Origin of the sequence: Tumebacillus sp. BK434, from assembly GCF_004340785.1 — a bacterium.
GTDB lineage: Bacteria > Bacillota > Bacilli > Tumebacillales > Tumebacillaceae > Tumebacillus_A.
Genome location: NZ_SLXS01000009.1, coordinates 41,351 through 57,178 on the forward strand (window position 1 = coordinate 41,351; position 15,828 = coordinate 57,178).

Annotated in this window: 17 protein-coding genes and 1 pseudogene; 8 read left to right on the plus strand and 10 right to left on the minus strand. The window is 46.1% G+C overall.

Annotation, left to right across the window (positions count from 1 at the left end; translation table 11 throughout):
* Positions 1-26: 26 nt before the first annotated feature.
* The gene (rlmH, locus tag EV586_RS17840; protein WP_132946446.1) at positions 27-506 is read left to right on the plus strand and encodes a 23S rRNA (pseudouridine(1915)-N(3))-methyltransferase RlmH; all 480 of its coding nucleotides are present in this window, start codon (positions 27-29) and stop codon (positions 504-506) included.
* Between the two features lie 76 nt (positions 507-582).
* Here rlmH and EV586_RS17845 read toward each other — a convergent pair whose 3' ends face one another.
* The 4 genes from EV586_RS17845 to EV586_RS17860 all read right to left on the minus strand — a co-directional run bounded on the left by EV586_RS17845 (position 583) and on the right by EV586_RS17860 (position 4,592).
* Positions 583-1,239 carry a hypothetical protein gene (locus EV586_RS17845; protein ID WP_132946447.1) on the minus strand — a complete coding sequence of 219 codons (657 nt, stop codon included), beginning with the start codon at positions 1,237-1,239 and terminating at the stop codon, positions 583-585.
* A gap of 107 nt (positions 1,240-1,346) precedes the next feature.
* Complete coding sequence (locus tag EV586_RS17850; RefSeq protein WP_132946448.1) at positions 1,347-1,817, minus strand: hypothetical protein; 471 nt, start codon at positions 1,815-1,817, stop codon at positions 1,347-1,349.
* A gap of 13 nt (positions 1,818-1,830) precedes the next feature.
* A complete protein-coding gene (locus tag EV586_RS17855) occupies positions 1,831-3,462 on the minus strand; it encodes a recombinase family protein (RefSeq protein ID WP_132946449.1) in 1,632 nt (543 codons plus the stop codon).
* A 422-nt stretch (positions 3,463-3,884) separates the two neighbouring features.
* Positions 3,885-4,592, minus strand: a complete 708-nt coding sequence (locus EV586_RS17860) for a hypothetical protein (protein WP_132946450.1) — start codon at positions 4,590-4,592, stop codon at positions 3,885-3,887.
* 289 nt (positions 4,593-4,881) lie between these two features.
* Here EV586_RS17860 and EV586_RS17865 point away from each other — a divergent pair, with 289 nt between their 5' ends.
* Both EV586_RS17865 and EV586_RS17870 read left to right on the plus strand, forming a co-directional pair.
* Positions 4,882-5,769 (plus strand): Dam family site-specific DNA-(adenine-N6)-methyltransferase, encoded by an 888-nt coding sequence (locus EV586_RS17865; RefSeq protein ID WP_132946451.1) that lies wholly within the window; start codon positions 4,882-4,884, stop codon positions 5,767-5,769.
* A gap of 130 nt (positions 5,770-5,899) precedes the next feature.
* Positions 5,900-6,616 (plus strand): HNH endonuclease family protein, encoded by a 717-nt coding sequence (locus tag EV586_RS17870; protein ID WP_207893937.1) that lies wholly within the window; start codon positions 5,900-5,902, stop codon positions 6,614-6,616.
* Positions 6,617-6,802: 186 nt separating this feature from the next.
* Here EV586_RS17870 and istB read toward each other — a convergent pair whose 3' ends face one another.
* On the minus strand, positions 6,803-7,576 hold the full coding sequence (gene istB, locus EV586_RS17875; protein WP_132946453.1) for an IS21-like element helper ATPase IstB: 774 nt from the start codon (positions 7,574-7,576) through the stop codon (positions 6,803-6,805).
* Positions 7,573-8,788 (minus strand): annotated as a pseudogene (gene istA / locus EV586_RS17880) (IS21 family transposase). Before istA ends, istB begins: the two are co-directional and overlap by 4 nt.
* A 504-nt stretch (positions 8,789-9,292) precedes the next feature.
* On the opposite strand from istA, the gene EV586_RS17885 reads away from it, so the two are divergent.
* Positions 9,293-9,883 carry a hypothetical protein gene (locus EV586_RS17885; RefSeq protein WP_132946454.1) on the plus strand — a complete coding sequence of 197 codons (591 nt, stop codon included), beginning with the start codon at positions 9,293-9,295 and terminating at the stop codon, positions 9,881-9,883.
* A 526-nt stretch (positions 9,884-10,409) separates the two neighbouring features.
* On the opposite strand, the gene EV586_RS21900 is transcribed toward EV586_RS17885, so the two are convergent.
* Entirely contained in the window at positions 10,410-10,529 is a 120-nt protein-coding gene (locus EV586_RS21900) for a putative holin-like toxin (RefSeq protein ID WP_132946455.1), read from the minus strand.
* 516 nt (positions 10,530-11,045) lie between these two features.
* Between EV586_RS21900 and EV586_RS17895 the strand changes: the two genes are divergently transcribed.
* A complete protein-coding gene (locus EV586_RS17895) occupies positions 11,046-11,708 on the plus strand; it encodes a Type 1 glutamine amidotransferase-like domain-containing protein (RefSeq protein WP_132946456.1) in 663 nt (220 codons plus the stop codon).
* Between the two features lie 233 nt (positions 11,709-11,941).
* Here the strand turns inward: EV586_RS17895 and EV586_RS17900 are convergent, their stop codons facing one another.
* Positions 11,942-13,030: a sensor domain-containing diguanylate cyclase gene (locus tag EV586_RS17900; protein WP_132946457.1), complete on the minus strand. Its 1,089-nt coding sequence runs from the start codon at positions 13,028-13,030 to the stop codon at positions 11,942-11,944.
* 195 nt (positions 13,031-13,225) lie between these two features.
* Here EV586_RS17900 and EV586_RS17905 point away from each other — a divergent pair, with 195 nt between their 5' ends.
* The 3 genes from EV586_RS17905 (at position 13,226) to EV586_RS17915 (ending at position 14,534) form a co-directional block, all read left to right on the plus strand.
* The gene (locus EV586_RS17905; protein ID WP_132946458.1) at positions 13,226-13,648 is read left to right on the plus strand and encodes a VOC family protein; all 423 of its coding nucleotides are present in this window, start codon (positions 13,226-13,228) and stop codon (positions 13,646-13,648) included.
* A 172-nt stretch (positions 13,649-13,820) separates the two neighbouring features.
* Complete coding sequence (locus tag EV586_RS17910; protein ID WP_132946459.1) at positions 13,821-14,300, plus strand: DUF2975 domain-containing protein; 480 nt, start codon at positions 13,821-13,823, stop codon at positions 14,298-14,300.
* A gap of 9 nt (positions 14,301-14,309) precedes the next feature.
* Entirely contained in the window at positions 14,310-14,534 is a 225-nt protein-coding gene (locus tag EV586_RS17915) for a helix-turn-helix domain-containing protein (RefSeq protein WP_132946460.1), read from the plus strand.
* Between the two features lie 204 nt (positions 14,535-14,738).
* On the opposite strand, the gene EV586_RS17920 is transcribed toward EV586_RS17915, so the two are convergent.
* Both EV586_RS17920 and EV586_RS17925 read right to left on the minus strand, forming a co-directional pair.
* The gene (locus EV586_RS17920) at positions 14,739-15,062 is read right to left on the minus strand and encodes an AzlD domain-containing protein (protein WP_132946461.1); all 324 of its coding nucleotides are present in this window, start codon (positions 15,060-15,062) and stop codon (positions 14,739-14,741) included.
* Complete coding sequence (locus tag EV586_RS17925; protein WP_132946462.1) at positions 15,053-15,787, minus strand: AzlC family ABC transporter permease; 735 nt, start codon at positions 15,785-15,787, stop codon at positions 15,053-15,055. Before EV586_RS17925 ends, EV586_RS17920 begins: the two co-directional genes overlap by 10 nt.
* Positions 15,788-15,828: the final 41 nt, after the last annotated feature.

The following is a 15,828-nucleotide window of genomic DNA, read 5'->3' on the forward strand; positions in this document are numbered from 1 at the left end:
GCGAGGGTGGAAGGGAGTTTTTAGACGTGCAGATTAATCTGCTTGCCGTCGGCAAGCTCAAAGAAAAATACTGGACCGGAGCCGTCGACGAATATGCGAAGCGGCTCTCTTCATATTGCAAAGTGAACATCGTGGAAGTCCCGGACGAGCCGACCCCGGACAATGCGTCGGCCGCACAGGAAGAGGTGATTAAGAAGAAAGAAGCGGATAAGCTGCTTGCGAAGGTTGGGGAGCGGGACTATGTGATCGCGCTGGCGATCCAAGGGAAGAGTGTGACGTCGGAGGAGTTCGCGGAGCATTTGGATAAGATGGCGACGCAGGGGTACAGCACGTTTACGTTCGTCATTGGCGGGTCGCTTGGACTGCATGAAGATGTGTTGAAGCGGGCGAATTATAAGCTGTCTTTCTCGAAGTTCACGTTTCCGCACCAAATGGTGAGGGTAATTCTGCTCGAGCAGGTATATCGGGCGTTTCGGATTCAGCGGGGGGAACCTTACCACAAATAGCGCATGTTTTTGGTGCGGTTTAGCAAAATAAGGAGCCCGTAGATCGAGAGGAGTCGGTCTACGGGCTCATTTTTGTTTATTCCACACGAACGCTACCATTTTCTGAAACCCAAAAGATTTCAAAAGGCATCGTCTGCTTTAGCCATTCGACTCTAGGGGATAGGTTTGCATAGGTTGTGAAACCTTCAGGAAGAGCTAGAGCGAGCTTGGCAGTAGAGCTTGTTCCACGGTAAAGGATGAGGTCAAAGATAACCTGTGAGAACCAATGGCGGGCTTGTACGTGCTGACTTTTTTCTGGATAGCCTTTTACGCTGATCCATAGTTCGTTTCCGTCAGGTTCAAGAGCAACAATATCTTTTCCCTGTTCTCGTGACGTAGTGTTTGCTACGCTACGGATTGTATAGCCCTTCTGGACGAGGTAACTCACCACTTTTCCCTTAACATTGCCTTCCCAGTACCATGCATTCGTTCCATCAGGTTCAATCTGCATAGGCTTCTTGGATACAGCTGTCTCGACATTGGAGCGGGCGTTATCGGGTACTTGGCTGACAATTTTATTTTTGCGGCAACGTTTACAGATACCTTTGTAGCGGAGGATGAGAGATGATTCTGATAACTGACTACACACTTGATAGATTGTTTGTCTCGGGTGAACACCAGATAGATCAGAAAGGCAATCATCACAAATTTCCGCAGTGGTCATCACAGATAGAATTCGATCTTTATTGGTCACGATGGGCCTCCAGTAAGGGATCACTTTTCAACATTCTACCATATTCAATATGTGAGAATAGTCAAGATCGTCTACTTTTAGCAGTCCCCTCGTCATTGTAACGACCCCTAGCTTCCCTCCTCAAGTACCCGCCTTGCGATCTCATAGCAGTCCTCCACATGGGAGTTTCCGACATACCACATTGCGCTAAATCCAACAACTGCTGATGTTGCTTGTCCGACAAAAGGGATATACTTGACGATCTGCTTGGTTGTATAGCGAAGGCCGACCTTTTTCAGAATTTGAAGGATGACTTGTTCCGTGACGAGTTTCCCGATGAAACGACTACCTGCCGCTTGGATGAGTCGTAGGACGAGTGCCTTTGTATGTGGGTCGAACTGGTTGATCTGCTCCTTGTCGAGGCCGAACCGCTTGCTGATGGCAGGGATGAGTTGAAGGAGCATCCCAACATCGGCAGCGATGTCAGTTCCCGGAATGGGAATCAGGGAGGCTGAGCCGGATACGACTGCTCGAACTGCTACCATGCAGTAGCAGTCCTTTCGGATGTGGTCGAGTTCTTCCAGAGTTTTGGGCAGCATGAGAATCTCTCCTTTAGATGGCGATGGTGAATGGACGAATCATGCCGATCCAGTCGGCTCTCTTTCTAGGCATACGAAAAGCCCCTCCCGCGTTAGCAGAAGGGGCTTGGCCCAGGAAATACGTTTGCACTTCTTCATCGAAGCAGAGCTCGATGCTCTCGATCTTTCGTCGGTCTTTCTTGATCGTGATCTTCTTAATGATGAGCCGCAAGAGTGCCTTTTGTTGCTCAGGTGGAGCAGAGCGAAGGAGCTTGTCAAACTGGGTGAGAACAGACTGGACGAACGAGTAGGCGATCGGGTTACGGTTTTGGTCTTGGAGTTGCGGCGAAATCTCTTCTTTTCGCGCCTCTAGCTTCGCGTACTCGTCCTTTAGAGCATCAAACCGTTTGCTCAGATCATCCTTGTCGATCAGGTCGTCTTCGTAGAGTTTGAACAGCTTTTGCTTCTTTGCGTCGATGCTGGTTAAGGATTTGTCGATGCCACGAAGCTCGTCTTCTAGTGGTTTAATCTTGCCGGACATCGTGGCGTTGATCTTTTTGACGACATCTTCGAGAATGCTGGGTTGCAGAATCACCTCCTTCAATCGCTTGATTACGTAGTCTTCCGCGACTTCTTTACGGATGGTGTTGGCCTTGCAAACGGCAGAGCCTTTGTTTTTGAAGGCCCCGCAAGTGTAGTAGAGTAGCGTCACATTTCCTGTCTTCCGTCGGCTGGTGTTTCGTTGCATGACCATCCCCGCGCCGCATTGCAGGCATCTCAAAAGTCCTGTGAGGAAGAAATCGTTGTCGTGAACTCGCTTTTGCTTCCCGCCCTTGCTCTGAATGAGCTTTTTCACCTGTTCCCATAGCTCTTCCGAGATGATGGGTTCGTGCTGGCCGTCTACGATGATCGGGTCGGGGTTCCTTCCCTTGCGGCGTTTTTCGTTCCAGTCCACACGAACGTTGTACCGAATCTTGCCCATGTAGAGCGGATTTTTCAGGATGCCTTCGATGGAATTGATACCGAAAGGCTTGCCCCGCTTGGTTTGGTGTCCTTCGTGGTTCAAGAGGTTGGCAATCGCCTTGTAGCCTCTGCCTGATGCGTACAGTTCAAAGATGCGCGTGACTAAGGCGGCTTCTGCGGGGACGACCTGTAAAGTGTCGTCCACCGTTTGATACCCAAGCACGGTACCACCGTTCCATTTCCCTTGTCGCGCTCGTTGCTTCATGCCGAGCTTTACATTGTCTACGATCGTGTTGCGTTCGAGTTCACCGACCGCCCCCAGCATAGTAAAAAGGAACTTGCCTGTAGGGGTGGTGGTTTCGATGTTCGGCTCGCTGTAGCTTCGGAAGCCGACGTTGTTTTTGTTGAGGTGGTCAACGATGTTCAGCAGATCGACCTGATTGCGGGCGAGACGGTTGATCTTCCAGACGATGACCTCGTCAAATTCGCTATTAGCGGCGGCCTCAAGCATCGCTTGCAGTTCAAGGCGACCTTTCATTGACTTGCCGGATACACCCCGGTCTACATTCTTCTGGACGACGACTTTCTGAGTGGCTTTGCAGTAGCTCTCAAGCGTCTCGATTTGAGCGTCGATGCTGAACCCGTGTTCGGCTTGTTCTTCGGTGCTAACACGGGCGTAGATGGCGACTCTTTGCAGATCCATTTGCTGGACCTCCTCTGGTTTGATGAGTTCTGGTGTTTGGGCTTTGAAAGTTCGTTAGGATGTTGCTCCGTGTATGTCGTAACCAAAATTGAAAGCATGTTGATGAAGAGCGAATATAACTTTTTGCTGGATTTGTCCATTTCATCTGGCCTCCATTTGCTAGTTCAGAGTGCTCGACAACATACTTAGACCGAGTAATACTTGAGAATCGGATTTCCTCGAGAAGGCAAAAGATTTCGATATCCGCATAGCCGTTCATTTTGTTCAGTTCCCCTATTCCCCTGCTCATTTGAAAGACAGCTAGAGAACAAACAGTTCGACTTGTTCTTTCACTGATTCAGATACAGGGGAAGGAGGGGAAGAAATTGAATTTATGTGAGAGTTCTTAGGCTTACTCCCCCATAACAAAGGGGGAGAGAGTATCATTCGCGGGCTGACTCATTTTGCAAAAGTACGACGTGAACCCGTGTGTGGAGGGAGCCCGATTCTAGGGTTCTCTTTTTTGTGAACTCATCTTTATCACAATCGAGCCAACCGCGAGTAGCCCAGTTTTTCAGGATGACTTGATGAGAGTCTCCAAAGCCGCCTGCTTCTAAGATTTTTTTGAATTGTATCGGCAGAATGAGCACTTCATGGGGGTGTCCGTTCTTGCGTTTAATCAGTACCCAGAATTCTCTTCCCCTCGTGGTGAAATTGTCGCTGTGCAGTAACACAGTTTGCTTGAAGTATTCGAGGGCACGCTTCCCAATGTCACGTTCCTCGCTGTTTTCCTGAATCTGCTGGAGGAGCAGTTCACGTATTTTTTTGCGATCAATGGCAAGGCCAAGAGCTTTTTTTGCATAATAGGCGGTGACAAGAAGAATGGCGAATTTATCTGTAATCCGGTTCGTGAACCTGTCGGCATTTTGAATCTTTTGACGAATGAATTGACAGTAGTATTCCCACTTTCTGTACAATCGCTTAAACGGAAGTTTCAACAGGAACTGCACGAATTCAGGCCCGGCATGTCCGTAGTTCTGGAGTAGCCTGCGTTTGAGCGAGTCAGCGTTTTGTGCCGATGTTGTCCATGCGATGTTTCCAAATTCGAAGAGACGCATTCGAATCCCGACGTTTGGGGAGCTTTTCGTCAATAGAGAATGCTCACCGTTCGAAAGTAGCACACCATTCCAGTTACCGTTTGCAGTTAGCTGTGCCTCCTTGTTTAGTCGAGTAAAACGAGAAAAAGGATTTGTTTTGAAGGGGAGTTACAAATGAAAGTATTCGAGTAGGACAAATGATGTCCGAGGCGGGACAAAATATATGGAAATAAACTTATCATAGAACAAAACCTATGAAGAGTGATACACTATAGATGAAAAAGGCAAACATTTGATCGTATCAGTGTTTCCGAAATTTACATATAAATAAGGAGGAATAACTATGACTATCCCACATCCTATACCTTATCAAGGGAGCAAACGACAATTAGCAGAAAAGATTCTTCAGTATTTCCCGTCGGAAGTAGAAACTTTGATCGAACCTTTTGCGGGATCTGCTGCGATCACATTGGCTGCGGCTCAGAAATCTTTAGCAAAACACTTTGTTATTAATGACATTAACCAACCCCTTATGGAACTTTGGAAGGAAATTATTCAAAATCCTTCTCAGATTGCAAAATGTTATGAGGAAGTTTGGAACGAACAACTTGGGAAGGAACGCGATTATTATGATCTTGTACGAGTCAGATTTAATAGATATCACCAGCCCACTGACCTACTCTATCTATTAGCACGGTGCGTCAAAGCGGCAGTCAGATACAATTCAAAAGGTGAGTTTAATCAAGGAGCAGACAACAGAAGGAAAGGGAGAATGCCCTCAAAAATGAAAAAGGACATATTAGAAGCATCTAAACTATTGTATGGGAGAACGGTTATCCATTCGTTGAATTTCCTTGAAGTGGCTATGATGGCGAATGATAAAGATTTGGTCTATATGGACCCTCCGTATCAAGGGGTAAATAAGGGAGCTAGTCATCGATATATTAGTGGATTGGATTCATGTGAATTTATTGATGCGTTGGATATGTTGAATAAAAACAACATTTCGTATATTTTGAGTTATGATGGACGAACTGGAACGAAGGTGTTTGGAGAAATGTTGCCTAGTCACCTAGAGTTAATGCATGTTGAGATAGAGGCTGGTACGTCATCTCAATCAACTTTGTTGGGGAAGAATGACATAACATTTGAGTCTCTCTATCTCTCTCCTGCTTTAATCAAGAGAATGGACCAATCAGAATATCAAAAACAGTTACAATTGTCTCTATAGGCCACGACTTACAAATGTTCACAAGAGCCTCCCAATATGATAAGCTATGAGGGTCAACAATGCTCTTAAAGCTAAATGAAATACAAATGCGATAACTTGCGCATTTGTATTTCTTTTTGGGGGAATAATCGTGAACAAAGAAGATTTGAGTCCGGAGTTTTTGGAGTTGCTGAAAAGCGTTACAGAAAAAAGACCCAAACAGGTAATTGATCACATTTTAGAACACGGATATATAACTCAAGAAGACTTACAGGAGAAATATGGTTATACACACGGTCCAAGGGCTGCGAAGGATGTTCGAGATAAAGGAATTCCACTTGAGACATTTCGTGTTAAAAGTTCAAATGGTCGTAGTATAGGAGCTTACCGTTTTGGCGACTTCTCAAAAGTTCGAAATGGGGTTTTAGGTGGCAGGAAAGTCTTTTCAAAGGAATTTAAAAAAGAATTACTCGATATTTCGGGGGAAAAGTGCAATATTTGTCATACATGTTATGAAGAGCGTTACCTCCAAATAGATCATCGAGTACCATATGAGGTAAGTGGGGATGAAAAGGACTTTAATGATACGAAAAAATACATGTTGGTCTGTGGTACCTGTAATCGTCAGAAATCATGGTCTTGCGAACACTGTGAGAACTGGAATAATGAAAAAGACCCAGATGTTTGCAAAACTTGTTACTGGGGATCTCCCGAGAAATATAAACATATCGCACTAAGGGAAATGAGAAGAGTGAACTTAGTTTTCGAAAGAGATGAAATAGAATTATATAAAAAGTTGAAGAAAGGTGCCGAAAAAGATTCGTACCCTATTGATGAGTATATAAAAAATATATTGAGGAGCAAATAAAAATAAGTTGGATACAACAAACAAAAATTACATCTGTCGTATTACAACTACATAGAATCTAAAGATCGCAGACTCCATTATTTGGAGTCTGCGATCTTTAATCTCTTTAGTTCTGTGCTAAGTGTCAACGCCGGGGTTAAATTGACCCACTATCGCCGTTTCGAAAATGACCCCCCCCCCGGCGATTTATTGGTCCACACTCTTTGGCATCCCGTAAGCACCAGACTTCATCTTTTCCCGTAGGCGATAGCTGTTCCCACGAATATTCACGATGTGAGCATGGTGTAGTAGACGGTCGAGAATCGCTGTGGCTAGTATCGAATCCCCGATAAGCTCTCCCCATTCCCAAAAGTTCTTGTTACTCGTCATAATGATGCTCCCACGTTCGTATCGAGCACTAATCACTTGAAAGAAGAGATTCGCTGCCACTCGATCCATCGGCAGATAGCCCACCTCATCGATGAGAAGGAGTTTGGGCCGAGTATACACTCGTAGACGCTTGTCTAATCGGTTTTCCTCGTGCGCTTTACGTAGGTCTTCAATGAGATGCGAAAGCGTGACGAAATATACGGATAGACCATGAGTGATCGCTTCCATAGCTAACGCCACCGACAGATGGCTTTTGCCGACGCCTGGCGGCCCAAGGAAGAGGATGTTTTCTGTGCGTGTTGCAAAGCTCATGGTGGCTAGTTCACGTATCAGCCGTTCATCAATGCTTGGCTGAAATGAAAAATCAAATTCGTCAAATTTCTTGCGATAGGGGAGGTGGGCAAGTTTGGTACGCACCTCTAAGTTACGTTGCTGACGTTGTGTGATCTCTTGACCCAGAAGGTCATTCAGGAATCCGATATAGGTAGGTTGCTCTCGCGTTGCACGTTCGAGGCAAGCATCCAAGGCGGCAGCCCCTTGATGGATTCCGAGATCTTCAAGTCGAGCGCGGACTTGTTCCAACTCGATCATGCTCCCACCTCCACCAGTTGCTCATACACATCGAGTGATCGTACCACGACCTGTTCGGATGAAACCTGTATAGCCGTTGGTTGAGGATATGTCCTGCCGTTGGCAGCGGAGAGACCGGCATACTGTTTGGGACAGTTGCGAATGGCTCGTGAACGGTGAACGGCTTCATGTCTGGCGACTTGAAGGTGATCGACCCAAATCTCGATCCAACCATTACAGTCTCGGACTGCCACTTCACGCCCACTGTATTGCCAGGGCACACCGTAGCGAACACTATCATAACTTACGAAACCGTCCCGACTAACACGTCGGGCTTCTCGACGGTACTTGGCCCAACGATCGTTCGAGGGAAGGGACTGAAGTTCCTCGCTGGAAAGTCGATCGCAGGGACGTTCGCCGGTCGTACCATGAATACGACGATTGACCTCTTCACACCAGACTCGTGCTTGTCGGTTCAGATCGCCAATATCAACAAACTGACGCCCCGGAATGAAGTTCTCCTTTACGAAGCGGACGGCTCGTTCAACCTTTCCTTTCGTCTGCGGTCGACGTACGCGGCATACTTAACCCGATGCTTGCAGCGAAATCCTCGTAGAGCGGGTGCCAGCGTGGCTTTTTGTCATCACCCATCCCAAGAATGACCGTCTTCATGTGATCGGTTAGCATGACGCGAGGAATACCATTGAAGTACTCGAAGGCATGAATCATGCAACGCAAGAAACTATGAATGTCGCAACGTTTCGTGAATTCGATGTACGTGGATCGCGAGTAACCTAGCACCATAACGAAAACGGCAACCTTACGCCTCTCTCCGTTCTCTTCCACGTAATCACACAGCCCCCAGTCTACTTGCGCATGTTCACCCGGTTTGGTTTCGTAACGTAGAACGGCTTGCGCCTGTCTAGGCGGGCGATAGCCGCGTACATAGTCCTTGAGTATTGTTCTGCCCCCGTCGTATCCTTTCTCACGTAAAAGACGCAGCAATACTTCGCAATTGTAGATTCCGTTCGTAAAACACTGCTGCAAAAAGGGCATGAACGGGTCAAGTTTCGACGGCCGTTCCGCAGTATCCTTAGATCGCGGAAGTTCGCGATCTCTCAGGTACTTTCGGATTGTATTACGCGAGAATCCCGTTTCTCTGGCCATGGCTCGAATGCTCTTGCCCATAGCCTTCATTTCGTGTAAATTGATCACAGTCCCACCTCTTAGCATTTGGATGTCTCCCCTCGATGACTTGGCCGTTTTCGAGGAGATATTCGCTATTTGGTGGGTCATTTCTTTTTCGGCTATGCCGGGTCAATTATACTCCGGCGGTGACACTAAGAAACATCTATCACTGATGTGTCTTTTAGTAGTTTATAATTTATTTCAAATTTCCCTTTGTATGAGTGTTGTAGATAAAGAACATGCGCTAACACCGATACGGTGAACCGTATCATAATTAACGGCGAGAAATGTTGATTGTGGGGATGGCGAGTAGAGTTGGCGGGCATGAGGAATAAAGTAGAATTTATCCCCTACAACCTTTGGGTTTAGAGGTTTTTGCTTTGAAAGGAGAGAAATATTGCGCTATATATTTCCAGCTTGTGGTATCATAAAAGGATCGAGATTTTAATCTCAGGGGCGAAGCTAACGCATAGGAATTTGCGAAATTCGTGAATGATACATTGTGTGAAATATCCGCAAGTTCAAAAATAATATGTAAGAGGTGTACAAATGTTAACCTACGAACAGATTACAAGCCAAATACTTGATTCGATGAAAGATGCAGGAATTAATCCATATCTTATTAGACATAAACTTGAGTTGGTTACTCTTATGAAAGAATTTGAATGTTTGTGTGTCGTGAAAAATAAGAAATCCCCCTATATTACAAGAGCAGAGATTAGTTTCAGTTGGGAAAGTATCATGACGGCTGAATCGATTTACGGAGGAGATTGTTGCGCTCTATTCCATGATGAAACTGAAGATTGTTTACATGATGATGAGAACAGGGAAGCAGTATTGGAACTGGAAATTAAATATAACATAGAGGCCAAAGAAGAGTTCAAGGAAGAGACGAATCTAATCAATACAGAATTACTGACAGTTATTAACGCAGTAATGGAACATCAAAATAAACCACAAATAACATGGGTGATAACTCTTAATAATAATGGAGCACACTTTATAAGTGATGTAAAATTGCAACATTACTGGAACATAGAAATCAAAGATGAAGATTTAGAATTAACTGAAATTTTTGAAGAAGTGCATGAAATGCTAGTAAATATTGATAGATTGCCCTTTGTTAAAGACGAATTCTAAGTTACTCAAGAAGGTGGATACATCACATAAAACATATTCACGCATCGAGCCCAAAGATGACCACAGTGACCAATGAGCCAAAAGCAATCATGACAGTGAGCATTTAATATTCTGACATACCGATCTCCCCCTCTTTCGTGAGGGGATGAGCCGACCACTCTTGAGGAGCCTTATTCAATGTGTTGTTTGTATTAGCATAGCGGAATGTAAGTGAGAACTGTTGTTTATTAGATTGTGATAAAAAATTTATGAATTGGCATGGGTTTGTGCTTACTGCCGTTACGGTGAACCGTATCATAGGTAACGGCGAAGAACACGAAGCAAATGAAACTTTGTCTAACTTGGTCGATGTTATTGAGGTCAATAAACGCTCTATGTTAGAATGAACTTGCAGAGCTTGCATAAAATAAAAAAGACCATAGGTGCTTGAACACCTACGGTCGGTTGACACAACTGATACCTTGCAAGGGTGTCGGCTCATAGGTTTGCAAAATAGATCGCCGGAGCTACCAACTCGAAGGGCGATCTATTTCTTTTTATTTTGATTGTCCAACATATGCTTAATGATTGTCACCACCAGAGTCAAAGCTGCTACGAGGAACAGCCCAAACTGGAGCATGAGTGAAATCATTTCATGTGTCGACATTCTCTCACCCCCTTTCGTGAGGGGATGAGCCGATCACCCTTGAGGAGCCTATTCAGTTGTGTTGGTTGTATTCTAGCATAGGAGAATCAAATTCGGAACGCTTGTTCTTTAGAGTGTGGTGGAAATTTTATTTTTGCTGATCGTTTGTGCCGCGGCTGTTACGGTGAACCTTACCACAAGTATTGACATCGTTTTGAGGATTGGGAGAAGGGTCAAAGACAAGCGTGATGTCTTTGACCCTTCTCCCTTTGATGTTTTCGGAGGGAATCAGGGTAGCAACTCTTGGACTTGATCAAATGAGACTTCTTCGATAGAGGTGGTGTACAGTTCGCGGACAAACTGTTCACTTTTCCCTATCATATTAAAGAATAATTTATGGTTTTCTTTTGACTCTAACTGCACCATGATGTAATAATTAGGATACCAGCCAAAGCTGTCCCAATACACGTCCGCAACCACATTTGAAAAGCCTGAAGAATAAAACGTCGAACGCACACAAAGACGAGGAGATGAGTTATGAAACTTCTGCTTACAGCTGGAGGCATCAGTAACAAAAGCATACATAACGCATTGGTTGACATGCTGGACAAACCGATTGCCGAGTCAAGCGCCCTCGGCATAACCACTGCATCGTACGCATTACGCGGTGGTGCAGGTCTCGCATGGAACTTCTTCAATGGACAAGACGGCGCACCGATGACTGAGTTGGGCTGGAAGTCCATGGGGGTGCTGGAGCTAACTGCGCTGCCCAGCATCGATCAAGAGCTTTGGGTTCCAATGCTCAAGGAGACTGACGTTCTACTGGTGAATGGCGGTGACCCGTTGTTTTTGTCTTACTGGATGAAGCAGTCCGGACTGGCAGACCTCTTGCCGTCGCTGCGGTTAGTCTATGTAGGAATGAGTGCCGGGAGCATGGTGATGGCACCAAACATCGGGGAATTCTTCGTTGGCTGGACTCCACCCACCGGTGGTGATAAAACGCTGGGTCTGGTCGATTTTGCGATGTTCCCGCATCTGGATCACGAGATGCTGCCGTATAACACGATGGCGAATGCAGAGAAATGGGCAGCCGGGATGCAGGGTCCGGCGTATGCAATGGATGATGATACCGCCATCAAAGTGATCGATGGAGAGGTCGAAGTTGTATCCGAAGGGCATTGGAAACTGTTTACGCCCTGATGCACTCGGTGGTCATTTCATAAAAGTGCATCCCTTAACATGTCATTGGCGATTCCAAGGGAGTCGCCTTTTTGTTGTGTGTAGATGGTCGGTGCCGTATACAGGAGGAAAAGAAAAGGGAACGGACGAAAGCCCGACCCGTGTGCCGTTTGCCGTGAACATTTCACTATCTTTGATGTTCAAGAGTGTTAAATCTGCGTGGAGGAGTTGCTGTAGGGCATCGCGGCGTGAAATTACCCCACGAGCTCCCCATGAATCGCAATCCGGTTGGTGCCGGTGGACTTGGCGAGATACATCGATTCGTCCGCCGCGCGAATGAGATCGAGCTCCGTCTTGCCCTCTGCCCATAGCGTACAGCCGACGCTGGTGGACATCGGCAGTTGAAACTCCTTAATCCGCATCGGCGACTCTAGTTGACCGATCAATTTCTTGGCAACCTTCATCAAGCCGTCGTAGCCGCTATTCAGCCATGCCGCGACCACGAACTCATCTCCGCCTACGCGCGCGACCAGATCGGATTCGCGAACCGCTTTCTTGATGCGATTCGCGAATTCTACAAGCACGAGATCGCCGACCTCATGTCCGTACGTATCATTGCATTGCTTGAATTTATTCAAGTCGAGGTAGAGCACCCCAAATAAGCCTTCCTCTCGACTGGCCCGATTCATCCAGCCTTGGATTCGATCGCTAAAGCCTCTACGATTCAGCAATCCCGTCAGAATGTCGCGCTCTGTCAATTGAATAAGCTCGCTCTCCAGTTTTTCGCGTCTTTCAATTTCGGCTCTTAATTGAACCAATAATTGCTCGTAATCGTTTAGAATCCGAATTTTGGCGTCGTAGTTAATTTGCTTGCCTAGCTCCGAGCCCAGGGCGAGCGATAACAACTGCAGCGTCTCGATGTCGCGGCTGGAGAAAGCATCGGGACGGCCGGAGATGACTTTCAACACGCCGACGGCGTTGCTCGATTCGAACAGGGGAACGCAGACCATGCTCCGCGCGCCGACCTTCATACACGCTTCCTTGTTGACGCGATCGTCCTGTTGCGTATCTGGCGAATACAAGATTTCCTTCACTGTAACGCACATGCCCGACAAGCTGCCGTTCTTATTGATTCGAATGCCGTGATGAGGCTGCAAGGTGCCGCTGACGGCGGCATACACCATTTCATCGCCCGCCAGCATCTCGATGGTAGAACCGTCGGCATCGGTTAATAGGCACATCCGATCGCAGATCGTCTGCATAAACAGCTTCAAATCAAAGTTAGATAACAGGATCTGCTGTTGGATTTCCATTATGACTTTAAGGTGAGGGTTCTCAAGCATCGTCCCAACTCCTCCATGATTCACATAGTAATCTGTCGGCCATCATTTGTTAATATGCTAGCACTTTTAACTAGGTTTGTCAGCCAAGCTCCGAACTTTGGGGACAGTAGGAGGAGTTGCTGCGGTAAACCAATGCTTGTAATGTTCAAAACCAAATACTAGGATCATACTATGATACGGAGGTGTCACAACTTTATGAAACCGCGAATCACAGTACTTACATTGGGTGTCGATGATTTAGAAAGATCGTTGCTGTTCTATCGCGATGGACTTGGTTTCCCAACACAAGGTATCGTTGGCACAGAATTTGAACATGGCGCCGTTGCCTTTTTCGACTTACAAGCAGGCGTAAAGCTCGCGATTTGGAAACGCAAAGATATCGCTCATGATGCAAGGATTCAACAGACCGCATCAAGTCCTACTGAATTTACCATTGGTCACAATGTGAATAGCAGGGAGGAAGTTGATCAGGTCATGGAACAGGCAAAAAATGCGGGTGCAAGTATCACGCTTCCAGCGCACGACACGTTTTGGGGTGGATACTCGGGCTACTTTCAGGACCCAGATGGCCATTTGTGGGAAGTAGTCTGGAATCCACAGTGGGAGATCTTATCATAAGTAGCGCCTATATTGGGATATTGAGAAAGAAGAAGCATCGAAGACGAGTTCAATGTCTTTGATGCTTCTTTGTTTTGGGTGGGAGGATGCTGAAAATACGATAATTATTTATTGTAAAACGATAAATCGCGTGCTAGAATCAAAATGCGAATCACTAATGGAGGTGCATTGTATGAAACGCGAAACACTTTTTTTAAAGGCAGCAGTTATTCTTATGGGTGTTCCTGTTCTTGCTTTGTGTATATTTTTTGTACCTGCCATCTCGAATTTTATGGCAGAATTATATCCTGAGGCAGCTTATCTGCAATATCTTCTTATGATCGGGTTGTATGCAACGGCGATCCCGTATTATATTGCTTTGTATCAAACTTTTAGACTGTTAACCCATATGAATCGGAACAAGTCTTTCTCAGAATTATCCTTCCAAGCTTTAAAGAATATAAAATACTGTGCCACTGCAATCAGTATGTTGCATGTGCTAAACCTGCCGCTGTATTACCTCATGGCGAAGCGAGTTGACCCGCCAATTATCATGCCAGTCGGATGGGGCTTGATTTTTTCCGCACTTGTGATCGCAGTCTTTGCTGCTGTTCTTCAAAAGCTAGTAAAACATGCCATCGATATAAAATCAGAAAATGATTTAACGGTCTGAGGTGATAACATGGCAATTATTATCAATATTGATGTGATGCTGGCGAAGCGGAAAATGAGCGTAACAGAACTTTCGGAGAGGGTTGGAATCACAATGGCTAACCTTTCGATATTGAAAAATGGAAGGGCAAAAGCTATTCGGCTTTCAACTTTAGAGGCAATTTGCAAAGCATTAGAATGCCAGCCCGGGGATCTATTAGAGTACAAAATTGAAGAAGGCACTGATGGGGAATAACCACAAATACGGAGTGACAAATACACCATTTCTTGAGAATGGTGTCTTTACACATCTGCTGGAGATCAAACCATGGTCCGCACCTTCCGATCAAACACGATGTGCTAGAGCAGTTACGGTGAGCCTTATCATAAGTAATTGATCAATGAGACCTTGTGAGGCGGCCTCGCCAACTGTACTAGCGGTTCTCCATTTCCCAATCCTCTAAAAGAAGTAACGTAAAGCCATGATCGAAACCATCCCCGCAACTACCGTTCCGAGCAGGCTTTTCGTTTTCATCGCGACGAGAACCGCAGGGATCGCGGCCAGCAGCTCGACATCGTTTAACAGGGAGAACTGCCCATCCTGAACGAAAAGCTCCTGTCCAATCAAAGCTGCCATGACAGCGATGGGAACATTGTTCAACCAGCGAATTCCCCATTCCGGGAGTTCCATCCGACTCAATACCATAAGCGGCAATACCCGCGGCAAGAATGTCACGAAGGCAGAGCCGAGAATAATCAAGAAGACATCCCATCTCACTTCCATTTCTCGATCACCATCCCAATCGTAGAAGCGATTACCGTTGCTACAATAACCCCCGCATTTCCCGGATAAACAACCGCTACTCCTACCGCAATGATCACCGCACAAGTAGCCACCATGACATCGAGCTTCACTTTTTTACGACCGGCAATCGCCAGGATCAACAAACCGATAAACATGGCAGGCAGAGCATAATCCAGTCCGAACTTTTCCGGGTCTGTAATCCATTGTCCAAAATAGGCACCTGCGAGATTGGCGAAAATCCAGTTGAGATAAGCGGTCAGATTTAACCCGTGCATCCATTTTTCATGGAGCCGGTTTCTTTGCGCTGCTTCATGAATGGCCACGCCAAATGTTTCATCCGTCAACAGAGAGCCGATCAGCATATTTTTAAACGGTGTCAGATGCCGAAAATAGGGGGATAGCGCCGCACTGAGCAGAAGATGCCGTGAATTCACAAAGAAGATCGTGATCAGGATCGCGGTTACCGAACTCCCCGCGGCAATCATTCCGGCTGCAATAAACTGTGCAGAGCCTGCGTATAGCAATACGCTCAGAAGGATGATTTCCAAGATGCTCAGACCCGCGGTCTTTTCCAAAACACCCGCTGCAAAACCAATGCTCAGATACCCGAGCAAGGTCGGAATACAATCCTTCACTCCCTGCAGAAAGCTGCCTTCCTCTCTTGGAGTCGCAAATGTTTTTATTCGAAGCCCTTCTTGACTCATTTTTCTCCCTCTTCTCCAATTTTTTCTTTAGATGTTAGAAT